The organism is Phocaeicola faecicola, from assembly GCF_013618865.1.
Lineage (GTDB): Bacteria > Bacteroidota > Bacteroidia > Bacteroidales > Bacteroidaceae > Phocaeicola > Phocaeicola faecicola.
Window position 1 is genome coordinate 13,539 of the sequence record NZ_JABSOE010000021.1, and the last position, 17,464, is coordinate 31,002.

Consider the following 17,464-nt stretch of genomic DNA (forward strand, 5'->3'; position numbering starts at 1 on the left):
ATGAAATCTAGAAATTATTTTATCACAGCCCTCATGCTGCTGGCCGGTCTGCCCCTCTCCGGACAGACTACCCGGCAGGAAATGTTTGATGATATCCGTAAGACTGCGGGAGTATATTATGCGTATCCTGTATCCGAGATACAGGCTCAGACAAAGGCCCCTAAAGGGTATAAGCCTTTTTACATCAGTCATTACGGACGTCACGGTTCGAGATACCTGATTGCGGATGCCGACTACAAATGGATCATCGATTTGTTTGAGAAAGGAAAGGAACAACAGGCACTGACTGCTTTGGGCGAAGACGTACTGAAGAGACTGCAGCTGTTGTGGAAAGAAGTGGAAGGACGCGGAAGCGACCTGACTCCGTTAGGCGTACGCCAGCATCAAGGCATTGCCGAAAGAATGTTCCTCTCTTATCCGGAAGTATTTACCGATAACCGGAAGATTTCGGCACGGTCTACCATTGTATTGCGCTGTGCAATGAGCATGGCGGCATTTGGCGACAAGCTGAAAGAGCTGAATCCCAAACTGTCCATCTCGTACGAGGCAAGTCCCAAATACATGGACTACCTGAACTTCCATACCGATGAATCGAACAGATTTACTTCCGACCAGACCGGTCCCTGGGCCGAAGAATACCGGAAGTTTGAAAAAGAACATACCAAGCCCGAACGTCTGACTCACAGCCTGTTCAGCAGTGCCGAGTTCATCCGCAAGCAGGTCAACCCGCACAACCTGATGTGGGGCCTGTACTGGATTACCAGCGGTATGCAGGACGTGGAGACACAGGTATCCTTCTATGATTTGTTCGAAAAGGAAGAACTGTTCGACCTGTGGCAGTGCATCAACTACCGTTTTTACGTGGGTAATGCCAACCATGCAGACGGCAAAGGCATCGTGGTAGCCAATGCAAAATCCTTGTTGAAAAACATCCTCGACAGTGCAGACGAAGCCATCAAGGATCCGTCCATCGCTTCTACGCTCCGTTTCGGACACGACGGCAACGTGATTCCACTGGCAGCCATACTCCGCCTGAACGACTGCAACGTAGCGGTCAGCCAGCCGGAAGAAGTCTACAAAGTCTGGTCCGACTATAAGATTGTTCCCATGGCAGGAAACATCCAGATAATCTTCTACAAAAAGAAAGATTCCGACAAAGACATTCTGGTGAAATTCCTGCTGAACGAAAAAGAAGCCCGCATTCCGGTCGAAACGGATACCTATCCGTATTATTCCTGGGAAAAGGTCAGAAAATACTACGAACAAATCTTAACCGAATAGACCTCTCTATCTATCATGAGATTTCCCGGATGGTCTCCATCCGGAGGAATCTCGTTCATGTCTTATATACATATTATCAACAAACAGACAGCCTGCCGCTGAAGCGTATCGCTCCAATGACAGGCTGTCGCCATTATTGACAAGAATGAAACGGAAGCTTTTCCCCTTCCGTTTCTCTTATATCCCATATTTGTCAGTATTCTGCTTAATAATTCAGCAGATACTCCTTGAAGTCTGCAAACTCCTTCGACATCGGTACACTCTGCTTCTCCCCTCTCATGAAGGCCTGAAGTTTCTCCGGTATCTTCACCTCCTTACCGATGATGCTTTCCACGGTCTGCAGGAATTTCGCCGGATGAGCCGTTTCCAGGAATACACCCGTTTCTCCCGGCTGCAGGTTCTCTGCCAATGCCCGATATCCGCACGCACCATGAGGATCCAGCAGATATCCCGTTTCCTCATACGTCTGCTGCACCGTCTGGCGGATTTCCTCATCCGTATAGGTTTCCCCACTGATTTCCGCCGCAATCGCCTCATGACTGCCGGCATACAGGTCAAGAATGCGTGCAAAATTACTCGGATCGCCTACATCCATCGCATTCGCAATGGTAGCCACCGAAGGACGCGGACTGTATTTGCCGGTCTTCAGGTACTGATAGAAAATATCATTCCGGTTGTTGGCAGCAATGAAGCGCTCCACGGGCAATCCCATCCGTTTGCCGAACAAGCCAGCCGTGATATTTCCGAAATTGCCGCTGGGCACACAGATGACCAGACGGTCAGCCTTACCCAGTTTTTTCATCTGCGCATAGGCATAAAAATAATAAAACGCCTGCGGCAGGAAACGGGCTACATTAATGGAATTGGCCGAAGTCAGCAACATGTGTTCGTTCAGTTCCTTATCCATAAAAGCACTCTTCACCAGCGCCTGGCAGTCATCAAAGGTGCCGTCCACCTCGATGGCCGTGATATTCTTGCCCAGGGTAGTAAACTGCTTTTCCTGGATCTCACTCACCTTTCCCTTTGGATAAAGCACAAATACATGAATGCCCTCTACCCCGAGAAAACCGTTGGCTACGGCACTTCCCGTATCTCCGGAAGTAGCCACCAGCACATTCACCTGTTTCTTTCCTTCCTTACGGATAAAGTATCCGAGCAGGCGGGCCATGAACCGTCCTCCCACATCCTTAAAGGCAAGCGTCGGTCCGTGGAACAGTTCCAGGGAATAAATGTGATCTTTCACCTGCACCGCAGGCACATCAAAACTCAATGTATCATACACAATCTGCTTCAGGGTCTCGGCCGGTACATCCTCACCGAAGAAAGCCTCAGCTACCTGATAAGCAATTTCCTGAAAAGACAGTTGCTCTATATGCTCGTAAAAAGAAGCAGGAAGCGGCTTGATTGACCGGGGCATATAAAGTCCCTTGTCACCCGCCAGTCCGCGCACCACTGCCTCTTCCAGCGTGGCATCGGGTGCTTGTCGATTGGTACTGTAATATTTCATAATCCCTCTTGCTTGATACAGGCCGGAACCGGCCTGCGGTTATTTCATAAACTCATTCATAAACTCATCCCGTTCCATCAGTCCGTAACTGCCTTGGCAGCAGGCCACTTCATCGTAGGTCTGTACACTGTCGGGCTCAATTCCCGGATAATAAATCAGGAACGGTACCGGCTCGGCAGTATGCGTACGCAGTTCACACGGAGTAGGATGGTCGGGCAATACAGCAATTGCCACCGGTTCCTCCCAGTCTTTCACCGCCTCGTAAACCGGCTTGACAATGCGGCTGTCCAGATATTCGATGGTCTTCAGTTTCAGTTCCACATCTCCCTCATGACCGGCCTCATCGCTGGCCTCCACGTGCAGATACACAAAATCATTGGTGCGGAGCGCCTCAATCGCCGCCTCTGCCTTACCTTCGTAATTGGTATTGTACAGTCCGGTAGCCCCTTCCACATCAATACACTCCAGTCCCGCATATTTTCCGATTCCACGGATCAGGTCGACAGCCGTAATGACCGCCCCCTTCCGGATGGCCGGATATTTCTGCGAGAGCCACTCCATATGCGGACGATAGCCGGGACTCCACGGCCAGATACTGTTGGCCATATCCTTACCCTTCGCCTTACGCTCCAGGTTCAGCGGATGCGTCGACAGTAACTCCTGCGATTTCAGGATCAGTGCATTCAGCAGGTCGGCCGTACACTGAGCTTCCGCACATTCCGCCTTCACCAGATGAGGGGCAAAAGGCTGCAAGGGCACATCATGCGGAGGCACACAGGCCACCCGTTTGTCTCCCCCCTTGATGACCAGCAGATGCCGGTACTGCACTCCGGTATAGAAACGGATGCGGTCCGTAGCCAGTTTTTCATTCAGAAAACGAATCAGCACATCTGCTTCCCCGGTCGAGATATGTCCGGCAGAGTGATTCTTCAGCAAATTCCCCTCTACACAAATCAGGTTACAACGCATTGCCATATCCCCCGGTTCCAGGTCTACGCCGATACTGGCAGCCTCCAGCACGCCGCGCCCCTCATACACCTTCGGCAAATCGTATCCCATGACCGACATATTGGCCACCTCACTTCCCGGATGGAACCCGTCGGCTACCGTACACAATCTTCCCGTCCGTCCTTTCCGGGCCAGCAAGTCCATATACGGAGTATCTGCCTGCTGCAACAAAGTCTTGTTGCCCAGTGCCGGAACAGCCCAGTCCGCCATTCCGTCACCCAAAATGATGATGTGCTTCATAAGCTTAAATATTGGCGATGCTCATAATGTCCGCAAAGACACCGGCAGCCGTTACCCCGGCACCGGCACCATAGCCCTGTATGAGCATCGGGTATTCATTATATCGTTCAGTTGTCAGCAAAATAATGTTGTTGCTACCCTCCAGGTTATAGAACGGATGACGGCTGTCCACCTCTTCCAGTGACACCGTACCCTTTCCGTTTTCCAGTCGGGCCACAAATCTCCAGCGCATATGATGCTGTTCGAGCACCTTCCGTCTGGATTCAAATCCGGCATCCAGCATCGGCACTTTCTTCCAGAAGTCCTCCAGCGTCCCCTCAAACAGCTCTTCCGGGATAAACAGATGCTTTTCCACCTCTTCCTGCTCCAGGCGATAACCGGCCTCACGTGCCAGAATCACCAGTTTGCGGATGACATCCTTTCCACTCAGGTCGATACGCGGATCCGGTTCCGAATATCCTTCCTCCTTCGCCTTCCGGATAGTCTCGCTCAAAGGCACTTCCGCACTCAGCGTATTGAATATATAATTCAGTGTACCGCTCACCACAGCCTCTATCTTCAGGATATGGTCACCACTGTTAATCAAGTCATTAATGGTATTGATGACCGGCAGTCCGGCTCCCACATTCGTTTCGAACAGGAATTTCACTCCCCGGTGACGGGCAATCCGCTTCAGTTCCGCATATTTCTCATATTCCGAAGAAGCTGCAATCTTATTGGCAGCCACCACCGAAGTGTTGTGCGCCAGGAACTCCTTGTAGAGTCCGGCAATATCCGCACTGGCCGTACAGTCCACAAACACCGAGTTGAAGATATTCATACCGATGATCTCATCGTGCAGCACCTGTGGCGAAGAAGGAATTCCCTTTTCATCCAGTTCCCGGCGATAATTATCCAGGCAGATGCCCTTTCTGTCGAACAGTGCCTGATGTCCGTTGGCGATACCCACCACTCTCAGCATCAGACCCCTTTCCTGCTTCAGACGTTCCTGCTGTCCGCTCAACTGCTCTATCAGACTGTGACCTACCGTACCGATACCGCAAATAAACAGGTTCAATACCTGATATTCCGAAAGGAAGAACGAGTCATGGATGACATTCAGCGTCTTGCGCAGCGAACCCCTTTCCACCACGAAAGAAATATTGGTTTCCGAAGCCCCCTGGGCACAGGCAATCACATTGATCCCATTCCGTCCCAGCGTACCGAACAACTTCCCTGCAATCCCGGGAGTATGCTTCATGTTCTCCCCTACGATTGCCACGGTAGCCAGTCCGCACTCAGCCATCATCGGACTGATTTCTCCCATTTCAATCTCCTTGGCAAATTCCTGGTTCAACACCTCGCATGCCAGCGCCGCATCCTCGTTGCGCACCCCGATGGAAGTCGAATTCTCCGAAGAAGCCTGAGACACCAGGAACACACTGATGCCGTTCTCTGCCAGGGTCTTGAATATCCGGTGGTTCACCCCGATTACTCCTACCATTCCCAGTCCCGTCATGGTAATCAGGCTGGTGTCATTGATTGAAGAAATTCCCTTGATGGCCTTCGAAGAATGATCCGCATCCTGCTTGATGATGGTTCCCGGAGCCTCCGGATTGAACGTATTCTTGATCAGAATCGGAATGTTCTTGTGGCAAACCGGATAAATGGTAGGCGGATACACCACCTTTGCACCGAAGTTGCACAGTTCCATTGCCTCCACATAACTCAGTTCCTTGATCGGATAAGCCGTACTGATGACTTTCGGGTCGGCCGTCATGAAACCATCGACATCCGTCCATATCTCCAGCACATCCGCATCCAGAGCGGCCGCAATGACAGAAGCCGTATAATCCGATCCGCCCCGTCCCAGGTTCGTCACCTCTCCGGTATTCTTGTCGGTAGAAATGAATCCCGGCACCAGAGCCACCTTAGGCAAGTCACGGAAGGTCTCCAACACCAGTCGTGTGGTCAGTTCCGAGTCCAGAATATGTTTGTTATGCTTTTTCTCCGTCTTGATAAACGTACGCGAATCGTACCACTGTGCTCCCTCTATCAGTGTCGCCACGATAATGGATGAAAGTCTCTCCCCATAGCTGACAATGGCGGCAGACGTCTTGGGCGAAAGATCACGTATCAGGAAAATACCCTGAAAGATATCCCTCAGTTCACTGAGGAGCTCATTGACGCAATCCAGCAGCAATTCACGTTTCTGCCCGGCCGGAATCACAGTATACACCATTTCTATATGACGATTCACAATCGATTTCATTTCCTTTTCATATTCCGAATCGCCTGCAGCAGCCATGCACGAAGTTCTGATCAACTTATCCGTGATTCCCCCCAAAGCTGACACCACTACAATGACATTATCGTCAACAGACTCGATAATTTTTTTCACACTCAACATACTGTTGACAGATCCTACTGATGTTCCACCGAATTTTAAGACTTTCATGTAATAAATATAGGATATACTGACCTCTACCGGGAATACCCTTCCACCGGCAAAAGCCCAGATTAATTGAAAAAAATAGATTATTCTCAGAAGAAAAAAAATACTTGCATACGCAAGCGTGTATCACATAGAAACACCGATATATATCATGCCCACCCCAGAGGGGTCATCCCGGCCAACAGGAAACACGCCATCATGCGCCCCAATCCCGTCATAATGATATGGATATACAATCGGTTCATTTAATATTGATTTAGTGATGGCAAATATAATAACATTTTTCTATAAAACAACCGACTTTCCTGTTTTTTTTAGAGGTTGAATTCGATTTTTACCGCCCGCAGATTGTCAGCATGCTGTAGAAATAATCCACACAGCAAGAGGAATAATTCCACACCCTTCTCACCGATTTCCGGCCGAAACAGTACTATTTCACATTGAATCACTGTTTTTTACAGCCGAACCGGACAAAAATCCCTTCTGGCTTACTTTTTGAGTATCAGAGTGCGTTGATTATAGCGTTTATTAGATTTTTTAAAAGTAATGAAAAAGATTGGTTTTGTAGTTTTATTAGTCTCACTCATCCTCTCCACCCCCGCCTTCGCACAACAGCGGACTATCAGTGGAGTCATCCTTTCGTCCGAGAATCAGGAACCGCTCATCGGAGCCACCGTCTCGGTCAAGGGAAATGAAGCACACGGAGTAGTCACCGACATCGACGGAAAATACACCCTCGAAGTAGGTCCCGACGACCGCATTCTGGTAATTGCCTATCTGGGCATGAAAACCCAGTTTATCAAAGTCCCCCACAAAAGCCAGCTGAACATCGTACTGGAACCGGAAAGCCTGAACCTCGACGAAGTAGTGGTCACCGGATACGGAAACTTTACCAAGTCATCGTTTACCGGTTCGGCCAACACGCTGAAGGGCGACATGATGAAAAACATCCCGGTAGTCAGCGTAGAACAGAAATTGCAGGGACTCACCACCGGTGTCAACATTACCAGCAGTTCCGGACAGCCCGGAGCCAACCAGAATATCCGTATCCGCGGTATGGGATCTTTCAATGCCTCACAGGAGCCATTGTTTGTCATCGACGACGTACCGGTCAGTTCGGGAAGCCTGGGTTCGGGAAGCAACACGGACGCTGCCTACATGAACAACTCGAAGACCAACATCATGAGTACCCTCAACCCTTCTGATATCGAAAACATTACAGTCATAAAAGATGCGGCAGCCGCTTCCCTCTACGGTTCGCGTGCCGCCAACGGCGTCATCCTGATTACCACCAAGAAAGGTAAGGCCGGCAAAGCAAGGGTGACCGTAGATGTATCGGGAGGTTTCTCCGATGCCGCTGTCAACTTCCGTCCTACTCTGAACGGCGACCAGCGGTACGAACTTCTGTACGAAGGACTCGTCAACGGGGCCATCGACGAGGGAGAGGCCAATCCGACAGCCTATGCCGACACCCACATCGGAAAATATGCCTACATGCCCGAAATGGGATATACCGACTGGCGTAAGGAACTGCTCCGTACGGCCCGTCAGCAGAACTACGAGGCATCTGTCTCCGGAGGAAGCGAAAAAACGACATTCTATGCCTCACTGGGTTACAACCGCCAGGAAGGTCTGGCCCTCAACTCCTCCCTCGACCGTTATTCTGCCCGTCTGAACATGACACAGAAAATCGGCAAGATGGGTGAAGTAGGTGCCAACATGATGTTTACCCAGATGAATCAGGAAATGAACGAAGAGCGTGGTTCGGCCATCAACCCTTATTTGTGTATCGCGTCTACCATGAATCCGTCGATGACGGTGAGAGACCAGGACGGAAATTATGTCGGAGCCTACGCAGGCAGTTCGCTGAATCCGCTCCGTGACATGCTGACCGACTATAACCGTACCCGGATGACCCGCATGTTCTCTACCGGTTATGCATCGGTTGAACCGCTGAAGGGGCTGATTCTGAAAGAAACGCTGAGTTACGATTATACTATCCAGAAAGATTCCCGTTACCTGAATCCCCTCAGTGCTTCGGGAATCAAGACTGGAACCAATGCCCAGACGTCAAAAGGTTTTATTGAATACGGGAAACTGATTTCATCGACCTCCTTGAACTGGGTACATACGTTTGCGCAGAAACATCATCTAGACGTGCTGGGGGCTTATGAAGCCGAGAGTTACCAGACCGACAAGGCGGTAGGTGAAAAGTCGAAATTGCCTTCCGGACAACTGACGGAACCGGACAATGCCGCCATCCTGAATTCGTTTGTCTCTTCTCCTCAGGCTTACCGGATGCTGTCGTATATCTCGCGACTGAACTATAATTACGACGACCGGTATTACCTTGCCGGCAGTTTCCGCCGTGACGGCAGTTCACGCCTGTCTCCCGACAACCGCTGGGGCAACTTCTGGTCGGTATCGGGTATGTGGCACATCACCAACGAAGCGTTCATGCAACCCGCCAAGCATGTCCTGAGCGATTTGAAAGTGCGGGCATCGTACGGTGTCAACGGTAACCAGCCGGGATCTCTGTACGGATATATGGGACTGTACAGCTTCGGACAGAACTATATGGGAAATTCCGGTTCCTATGAGTCATCCCAGCCTAATCCGAACCTGGGATGGGAGAAGAACTACAACCTGAACATCGGGGTTGACCTGTCTTTCATCAACCGGATTTTCCTGACCGTAGAGTATTACAACCGGGATACGAAGGATTTGCTGTATAACCTGCCCATCAGTGCCACTACCGGATTTACGAATTACCTGGCCAATGTGGGACAGCTGAACAACAAGGGAGTGGAAGTGGAACTGCGCACCCTGAATTTTGCTTCCAATGACTTCAACTGGACAACGGTGTTCAATTTAAGCCACAATGCCAACAAAATCGTCTCGCTGAACGGTCAGCTGGAACAAAGCATTGAAGGTACCTGGTTCATTCATAAGGTGGGACTGCCTTATCATACGTTCTATGTGAAAGAGTTTGCAGGTGTCAATCCGCAGACCGGACTGGCTGAGTATTACATGAATACTCCACAGGAAGACGGATCGACCGACCGTTCACTGACCACCGACCCCGACAAGGCTACCAGTGTGGCTTATAAATCGGCTACTCCGACGGTTTCGGGAGGACTTACCAACCTGTTGAGTTACAAGTGGATTGACCTGAGTTTTACCCTGACTTACTCACTTGGAGGATATTCCTTCGACAAACTGGGTACGACGCTGGAAAATGGCGGAGAAAATATTTATACCAACCGGCTGAACCTGCCGATTTACATGATAGACCGATGGCAGGAGCCTGGCGACCAGACCGATATTCCCCGTTTCAGCTATGCCGACAAGGCAAAGGCGGTGAACAGTTCGCGCTACGTACACAGTACCGACCACCTTCGTCTGAAAAACCTGACGCTCGGATTTACCCTGCCGCAGCAGTGGGTCAACAAGGCGATGATTGAGAATGCCCGGATTTATTTTTCGGGAAGCAACCTGCTCACCTGGGCCAAATGGAAACAGTACGATCCGGAGACTCCGGTCAATGGCGAAGTATGGTGTGAATCTCCTGCCATGCGGACATTCAGTTTTGGTGTACAACTTACCTTTTAACTAAAAAAAACGAATCAAATGAAACTCAGATATTTACTTATATCCTTATTTTCAGGGGCCTGCATCACTTTCGGCTCCTGTTCGGCCGACTGGCTGAATCTCTCCCCTGCTACCTCTGTACCCAGTGACGAAATCAAGACCCTGGAAGATGCCCAGTTCGCCTTGAACGGCATTTACCGGGAAACCTCACAGCACAGTTATTACGGAGACAATTACTGGTATTATGGCGACTGCCGCGGAACGGACGTACAGGCCCGTATTACGGGAAAAACCCGGGTGGTACCTTATTATATGTTTTATGTGCAGGCTACCGACAATTTCAATGTCACCCTTCCCTGGAACCGCCCGTATCTGGTTATCCGTCAGGCCAACAACCTGATTCAGCGGATTGACAACCACGAGATTGAGTCGGGAGATACGCAGGCACTCAACCAGATGAAAGCGGAGGCCCTGTCACTGAGGGCACTGGCCTTGTTCAGCCTGACCCGCATGTTCGGCATGCCTTATACCAACGACAACGGAACCTCACTCGGGGTACCCATCGTACTGAAGCCGGAACAGCCCGACTATCAGCCCGAAAGAAATACAGTGGCCGAATGCTACGACCAGGTCATCTCTGATTTGACAACTGCCCTCTCGCTGGGTATCGGGAAAGAGAAAAAAGACGGCCATTTCAACTATTGGGGCGTGCAGGCATTGCTGTCACGAATCTACCTGAACAAAGGTGATTACAAGAATGCCTACCTGTGTGCCACCGATGTGATAGAAAACAACGGAGGACTGTACCACCTGTATACCCGGGAGGAATATCCGGAGGTATGGGGAAAGGATTTTCAGGCTGAATCGATTTTCGAGTTGTACATTGATACCAGTGAACCTTCGGAATGGGGAGGAGGTACCGGTGGCGAAGGAGCTCCTTCAGTCTATGAAAACCGGACGGATAAGGACGGATGGAACAACCTGATACTGACCCAGGATTACGTGCAGCTGATGAACGAAGACAGCGAGGATGTCCGGCGCTGTCTGCTGGAGAAATCCAAGACCAACCCCGACGAAGGACTACCCGAAAGTGCCCAGAACCAGCCGGTCTTCCTGACCAAGTTCCCCGGCAAGAACGGAGATGTAAAGAACAATGACATCTGCATCATCCGCCTGGCAGAAGTCTACCTGAATGCCGCTGAAGCCGGACTGAAGGAAGGAGGAGCCGCCAAGGACAAAGGACTGCAATACCTGAACCAGCTGATTGCCTTGCGTACGACCAATGCCGGACAACAAGTAACCCCAGGAGATTTCAGCGTAGCACGCATCCTGAAGGAGAGACGCAAGGAACTGGTCGGGGAGGGACTGATCTATTTCGATTATTTAAGGACACAGACACCTATCGAACGCAAGGGCGGATGGCATCATGACCTCAGCCAGCACAAATCCAATGTCATTGTACATACCGATCCGCGTGTGGCACTGCCCATTCCGCAATCGGAAATCGATGCCAACCCCGGTATCCAGTAAAACACCGACAATTCTCTGCCAACTATTGCAGAAAAGTAAAAAATAATATATTTTTGTTCGCATAAACATTTGTCAGCACATTGATAAACTTAAAAACAATAAAAATATATGGCAGATTCAAAGACTATTCTCAGCGAAGCTGAAGAAAAAATGGATATGGCAATCATGTACCTGGATGATGCACTGGCACACATCCGTGCCGGAAAGGCTGACGTACGCTTGCTGGATGGTATTCGTGTAGACTCTTACGGAAGCATGGTACCCATCAACAACGTAGCGGCTGTCACTACTCCCGACGCGCGCAGCATCGCCATCAAGCCTTGGGACAAAAGCATGTTCCGCCCTATCGAAAAGGCAATCATCGACTCTGAACTGGGTATCATGCCCGAAAACAACGGCGAAATCATCCGCATCGGTATTCCACCGTTGACAGAGGAACGCCGTAAGCAGCTGGCCAAGCAGTGCAAGAGCGAAGGTGAAACCGCAAAGGTCAGCGTACGTAACGCACGCCGCGACGCCATCGATGCCCTGAAAAAGGCAGTGAAGGACGGTATGCCGGAAGACGAACAGAAGAACTCGGAAGCCAAGTTGCAGAAAGTGCATGACAAGTATATCAAGCAGATTGACGATATGCTGGCTGCCAAGGACAAGGAAATCATGACTGTGTAATTTCAATAAACAGACGAATGAGGAGCAAGCAAGGAGTCTGTCCTTGCTTTACTCCTCATTTTTTATTATTATCAACTTTATCGTTTATATCAGATCTTGGAAAAAGGGCTAGTAATTAAGAATACAGGAAGTTGGTATCTGGTAAAGACCAACGACGGCAAGCAGATAGAATGCAAAATCAAGGGCAATTTCCGCCTGAAGGGAATACGGAGTACCAATCCCATTGCGGTGGGAGACTGGGTTCAGATTGCAGTCAACACAGAGGGTACTGCGTTTATCACAGAGATTGAAGACCGCAAGAACTACATCATCCGGCGTTCTTCGAACCTGTCGAAACAGTCGCACATCATTGCGGCAAACCTGGACCAGTGCATGCTGGTGGTCACGGTAAATTATCCGGAAACTTCTACCACTTTCATCGACCGTTTTCTGGCTTCGGCCGAGGCTTACCGGGTACCGGTACGACTGATTTTCAACAAGACCGACCTTTATTCCGAAGAGGAACAGCGTTACTTGGATGCGCTGGTGAACCTCTATACGCACATCGGTTATCCCTGCTACCGGATTTCGGCTTTGAATGAAACGGGAGTAGAGGAAATCAAAAGAGACCTGCAGGGAAAGGTGACACTTTTCTCCGGCCATTCGGGCGTGGGCAAATCGACCCTGATCAATGCGATTCTTCCGGATTTGAATGTCAAGACGGGAGCTATCTCGGCGGCTCACAACAAAGGGATGCACACCACTACCTTCTCGGAAATGTTTCCAGTAGAGGGTGAGGGTTATATCATTGATACTCCGGGCATCAAGGGTTTCGGGACCTTCGACATGGAAGACGAGGAGGTAGGCCATTATTTCAAGGAAATCTTCGAGTTCTCGGCCAACTGCAAGTATGGCAACTGTACGCACCGGCATGAACCGGGATGTGCGGTACGTGAGGCGGTGGAGAATCACTACATCAGCGAATCGCGCTATGCTTCTTACCTGAATATCCTGGAGGATAAGGAAGAAGGGAAATACCGTTCCGGATATTGATGCGGAATACACACTAAAAAACTGACTGATGAAAAAACTATGTATCGTATTGTGCCTGCTGGCGCTGCAAACCTCCCTGGGAGTGTTTGCCAAAAGTCCCAGACAGGCAGTTCCTTCTCCATTGGAAAAAGGATTGGGAAGCATCAACCGCGAAAGCGCACAGGCTTTTGTGGAATTTCTTGCCAGTGACGAACTGCAGGGCAGAGAGGCTGGAACAGAAGGGGGACGGATAGCGGGCAACTACCTTGCTTCGCTGCTGAAGTTATGGAAGGTGCAACCTCTGTACAAGGATTATTTCCAGCCGTTCGAGGCCTACCGGGTGGAACGGCAGCGAAAAGGAAGGCTGCAGGTGCATCCGGATTCCATCCGGCAGATCAAGGAACAGGGAGTATATCAGAAATACGCCATGCGGAACATCCTGTGCCAGATAGAAGGGAAAAAGAAAGAGGAGTATGTCGTGATCGGGGCACATTATGACCACCTGGGCATTGACCCGATGCTGGCAGGCGACCGTATCTACAACGGAGCCGACGACAATGCTTCCGGAGTTTCGGCCGTACTGCAGATTCTGAGAGGTTTTCTTACTTCCGGTACCCAGCCTGAACGGACCATCATCTTTGCCTTCTGGGACGGTGAGGAGAAAGGACTGCTGGGGTCGAAGTATTTCGCCCAGACCTTCGCGGACATGAAAAAGATTAAGGGCTATCTGAATTTTGACATGATTGGAAGGAACAACGACGAAAACCGTCCGCTGCACGTGGTCTATTTCTATACGGCCGGTCAGCCGGTATTCGGAGAATGGCTGAAAAAGGACATTCAGGAGTACCGCCTGCAACTGGAACCGGATTACAGGGCGTGGGACCGTCCGACGGGAGGAAGTGACAATGCCACCTTCGCGCTTCATGACATTCCCATCATGTGGTATCATACCGACGGGCACCGCGATTATCACCTGCCGGGAGATGAATCCGACAAACTCAACTGGAACAAACTGGTAGAGATTACCCGGGCGGCCTTTCTGGGTATGTGGAAAATGGCCAACGAAAACTGGTAACCACACATACATGGCTTTATCCGCACATCAGCGAATAAAGTCTGAATGTCCGATACAGCTGCATAAACCCGCGGAGGAAGGTCATACAACTTCCGTACGGAGGTTGTCCGACCCGCGCAGGGAGGTTATACGACCTCGCTACGCGGGTCGGACTTTATATAAGCCTCCACAGGAAAGTCCCTTTCTTTGTGTCAGAGAATTCATCAGTAGTGTACCCAGTCTCCATACTTGATACAGAAAAATCTCAGAATAAAACATTTCAGAAGTAATGAAATAACTAACCGAAATGAATCTACAAAAAAACTCCCGCAAATCCATTGGAAAACCTGGATTTACGGGAGTTTTTTTAATTTTTGCTTCCTTTTAACGGTTCACAATTGTTACATCGTCAATCAACAGTTTGCTACCTACGGCTGCATTGTAGGCTGCACCGTCGGCACTGGCAGAGAAGATAACTGCCAACTTGTACTTCTTCGAAGGATCGTATTCTTTCACGTAATTCAGCTTCAACTCAAACGGAGTGAATTCTGTAACCTCATTGCCGTTTTTCAATACAGCCTGAGCTACAATCTTTTCAGAAGTATAGATGTTTGAACCATCCAAGGTTTCCTCTTCACTTTCTACCTCATACAATACAGCAGAAAGAGCGCATTCGTCAGTCTTGCCTTCCTGCAATTCACCTGCTGCATTATAGAATTCCTTTCCCGGAGTGTATTTATAGTAACCGGTCACTCTGTCCGGCTGCTGAGTATACATCACACCGAAACTGGTTGTTTTCATCGGATCTTTCATTCCAGCAAAAGCATTAAAACTACCCAGGAAAACAGTAGCAGCTGTTACTTTAGGAACCTTAGCCCCCATCATTGTTCCTCCCTTGGTATCTACGCTTTCCAGTAAGGCAGAAAAATTTCCTGTATATGCATCTGATGAAGGACGTACCGGATATTCTCCATCGTATTGAATGCCTCCCAAAGCTCCCATCTTTTTAATCAGTGCCACTGCATTGTTACAGGATGCCCAGCCCTCTACCATATGAATCTTGTCTTCCTCCGGATACAATGAAGTATCATATGACCAATTCTCAAAATCATAATTCAGCATAGTCTGTGCAGAGGCACTGTATACGACCGCCGTACCGTCTTCAGCTATTACCGTATATTTTACCACCTTGCCATTGGAGAAATCCTGAGCCACACCGTTACCCGGTTCTACGGTTGCCTTTTCTGAGATTTTAATGGTCGGAACCATGGCGCTCAACTGTTCAGGAGTTACATCTTCAGCTACTACAAACTTAATTGTATGGCTTTCCTCATCAATTACAGGCTGTTCAACAACTACTCCATCGGCTGCGTCAAAAGTAAAACTCAGGATCTTGGCCTCACTGCTCTCTGTTCCGGAAAGACGAGTACCTTCGTACACCACATTCACTTTCTGGTCCGTAGAACCCAGTTTTGCATTGATATCCATAACAATTTTTATCGCACCGCCAACCAAGGCACCTGAAGCATTTACATCGGCAGTCAGCATTCCTGTTACATCAATAGCTGTAGTTCCAGTAAAGGTATATCCATTGGCAGCCTCAACCAACTGACAATTATTCAAATTCACGTCTCCTACAGGAATATTCATGAAACTGAAATCTTTCATGGAAAGATTAATGGAGTTGTCACTTGCCTTTTCAATCTGTATCTGCTGTGCCACAGGACCCCCCAGCTGAGTTCCATCTACCTGTACCACCAGAGTACCTTTATACTTTCCGGCAATTTCCTGGTCAATAGGAAAAACGACAGCGGCATTGTCGTCATCGCTGCTACATGCAGTAAACACCGATCCGGTGCAGCAGGCAGCAAATAAATACACTAATAAATTCTTTTTCATCTTAAAATAAAACGTTTAGTTAATAAAAACCGGTGCGACAATCACTGTCCCTCCGGCATTTCATAATTATTTCGCTGCAAAGTAACGACGATTTTTAAGCCTCCACAAGGTCTATTTGTCTTATTTTTGTCCTATTTTTAAAGTATCCTACTGTTTTTCTTTTAGAAAATCATGTAGAACCAGGTTTTTTCTGATTAATTTACATACAATAATAGTTCTTTTTTTAAAATCACATTAAGCAATCATGGGCGAAACTAAAGAAAAAAACTATATTTGTACTCTTGAAACAATCATCAATACACGTTAATATAATAGTATGGAAAAAGAACTTCCCAAGATAGAATTACCCGAGGAATGGCTCATCGGTACAGGTATCAACAAAGAATTACTTAGCCTGTACACCAATTTCCCCTGTCGACTCAAGTCTGAAATCTTCGTGCTCTGCATGGACGGAGAAATAGAAGCCTCAGTCAACCTGAACCATATATCGGTGCGTGCGAATGATTTCGTTACCCTCATGCCCGGAAGCATTTTCCAGATACACAGTGTAGAGGGAAACCTGAAGATTTATTTCGGAGGGTTCTCTTCCAGCTACATTGAGCAGGCCAATCTGGACCTGTCTGTCTTAAAGACCCTGTTCATTACCCTGGGAAGACCCGTATTCAGTCTGAAACCGGAAGGAGCCAAACTGATGGAGGAATATTTCTGCTTCCTGATCAAGCTGTATGAGTTCTTCAACGAAGACGCACGGAAAATGATTACCCCGTACCTGTACAATAATATTCATGCCGGTATCTCTGCCATCTACAAGACCCGTCAGGATACCAAGTGTGTACTCTCAAAGAGTGAACAGATCTGCAAGAACTTTGCCCAGCTCGTCATGCAAAAATACAACGAGACCCGGAACGTAGCCTGGTATGCCCAGAAACTGGGCATCACCCATGCCCATCTGTGCACTACCGTAAAGCAAGTTACGGGAAACACATGCATTGAAATCATTTCGCGTATGGTCATCATGGATGCCAAATCCCAGTTGAAGTCGACCTCCCTGTCCATCCAGGAAATTTCAGACTCACTGAACTTTGCCAACATGTCTTTCTTCGGAAAATACTTCAAACGGTATGTGGGAATGAGTCCGCTGGAATACCGCAACAATGGTTGACACCCATTTTCCTCCTCCCCTTCTGAAACAGACAAGTCCCTCCTTCTGCAGCATTCCTTTACTGAAATACTGCGGAAG

General features: G+C 49.0%; 11 protein-coding genes. 7 read left to right on the forward strand and 4 right to left on the reverse strand.

Going from position 1 to position 17,464, the window contains the following annotated elements:
- Nucleotides 1–1,281, forward strand: coding sequence for a histidine-type phosphatase (locus tag H3001_RS07540; RefSeq protein ID WP_181214574.1), 1,281 nt, complete (start codon nt 1–3; stop codon nt 1,279–1,281).
- Nucleotides 1,282–1,486: 205 nt separating this feature from the next.
- Here H3001_RS07540 and thrC read toward each other — a convergent pair whose 3' ends face one another.
- The 3 genes from thrC to thrA are packed head-to-tail and all read right to left on the reverse strand — an operon-like array spanning nt 1,487 to nt 6,473.
- On the reverse strand, nt 1,487–2,788 hold the full coding sequence (gene thrC / locus H3001_RS07545) for a threonine synthase (RefSeq protein ID WP_181214575.1): 1,302 nt from the start codon (nt 2,786–2,788) through the stop codon (nt 1,487–1,489).
- Between the two features lie 39 nt (nt 2,789–2,827).
- Nucleotides 2,828–4,036 carry a cofactor-independent phosphoglycerate mutase gene (locus tag H3001_RS07550; protein ID WP_181214576.1) on the reverse strand — a complete coding sequence of 403 codons (1,209 nt, stop codon included), beginning with the start codon at nt 4,034–4,036 and terminating at the stop codon, nt 2,828–2,830.
- Nucleotides 4,037–4,040: 4 nt separating this feature from the next.
- Nucleotides 4,041–6,473 (reverse strand): bifunctional aspartate kinase/homoserine dehydrogenase I, encoded by a 2,433-nt coding sequence (thrA, locus tag H3001_RS07555; protein ID WP_181214577.1) that lies wholly within the window; start codon nt 6,471–6,473, stop codon nt 4,041–4,043.
- Between the two features lie 543 nt (nt 6,474–7,016).
- Between thrA and H3001_RS07560 the strand changes: the two genes are divergently transcribed.
- The 5 genes from H3001_RS07560 (at nt 7,017) to H3001_RS07580 (ending at nt 14,346) form a co-directional block, all read left to right on the forward strand.
- Complete coding sequence (locus H3001_RS07560; RefSeq protein WP_181214578.1) at nt 7,017–10,082, forward strand: SusC/RagA family TonB-linked outer membrane protein; 3,066 nt, start codon at nt 7,017–7,019, stop codon at nt 10,080–10,082.
- Between the two features lie 18 nt (nt 10,083–10,100).
- Nucleotides 10,101–11,591, forward strand: coding sequence for a RagB/SusD family nutrient uptake outer membrane protein (locus tag H3001_RS07565; protein ID WP_181214579.1), 1,491 nt, complete (start codon nt 10,101–10,103; stop codon nt 11,589–11,591).
- A 108-nt stretch (nt 11,592–11,699) separates the two neighbouring features.
- A complete protein-coding gene (gene frr / locus H3001_RS07570; RefSeq protein WP_181214580.1) occupies nt 11,700–12,260 on the forward strand; it encodes a ribosome recycling factor in 561 nt (186 codons plus the stop codon).
- Between the two features lie 96 nt (nt 12,261–12,356).
- Nucleotides 12,357–13,292, forward strand: coding sequence for a ribosome small subunit-dependent GTPase A (rsgA, locus tag H3001_RS07575; RefSeq protein WP_181214581.1), 936 nt, complete (start codon nt 12,357–12,359; stop codon nt 13,290–13,292).
- Nucleotides 13,293–13,320: 28 nt separating this feature from the next.
- Nucleotides 13,321–14,346, forward strand: a complete 1,026-nt coding sequence (locus H3001_RS07580; protein WP_181214582.1) for a M28 family metallopeptidase — start codon at nt 13,321–13,323, stop codon at nt 14,344–14,346.
- A gap of 363 nt (nt 14,347–14,709) precedes the next feature.
- Here the strand turns inward: H3001_RS07580 and H3001_RS07585 are convergent, their stop codons facing one another.
- On the reverse strand, nt 14,710–16,224 hold the full coding sequence (locus tag H3001_RS07585) for a PCMD domain-containing protein (RefSeq protein WP_181214583.1): 1,515 nt from the start codon (nt 16,222–16,224) through the stop codon (nt 14,710–14,712).
- 316 nt (nt 16,225–16,540) lie between these two features.
- Between H3001_RS07585 and H3001_RS07590 the strand changes: the two genes are divergently transcribed.
- A complete protein-coding gene (locus H3001_RS07590) occupies nt 16,541–17,386 on the forward strand; it encodes a helix-turn-helix domain-containing protein (protein WP_181214584.1) in 846 nt (281 codons plus the stop codon).
- Nucleotides 17,387–17,464: the final 78 nt, after the last annotated feature.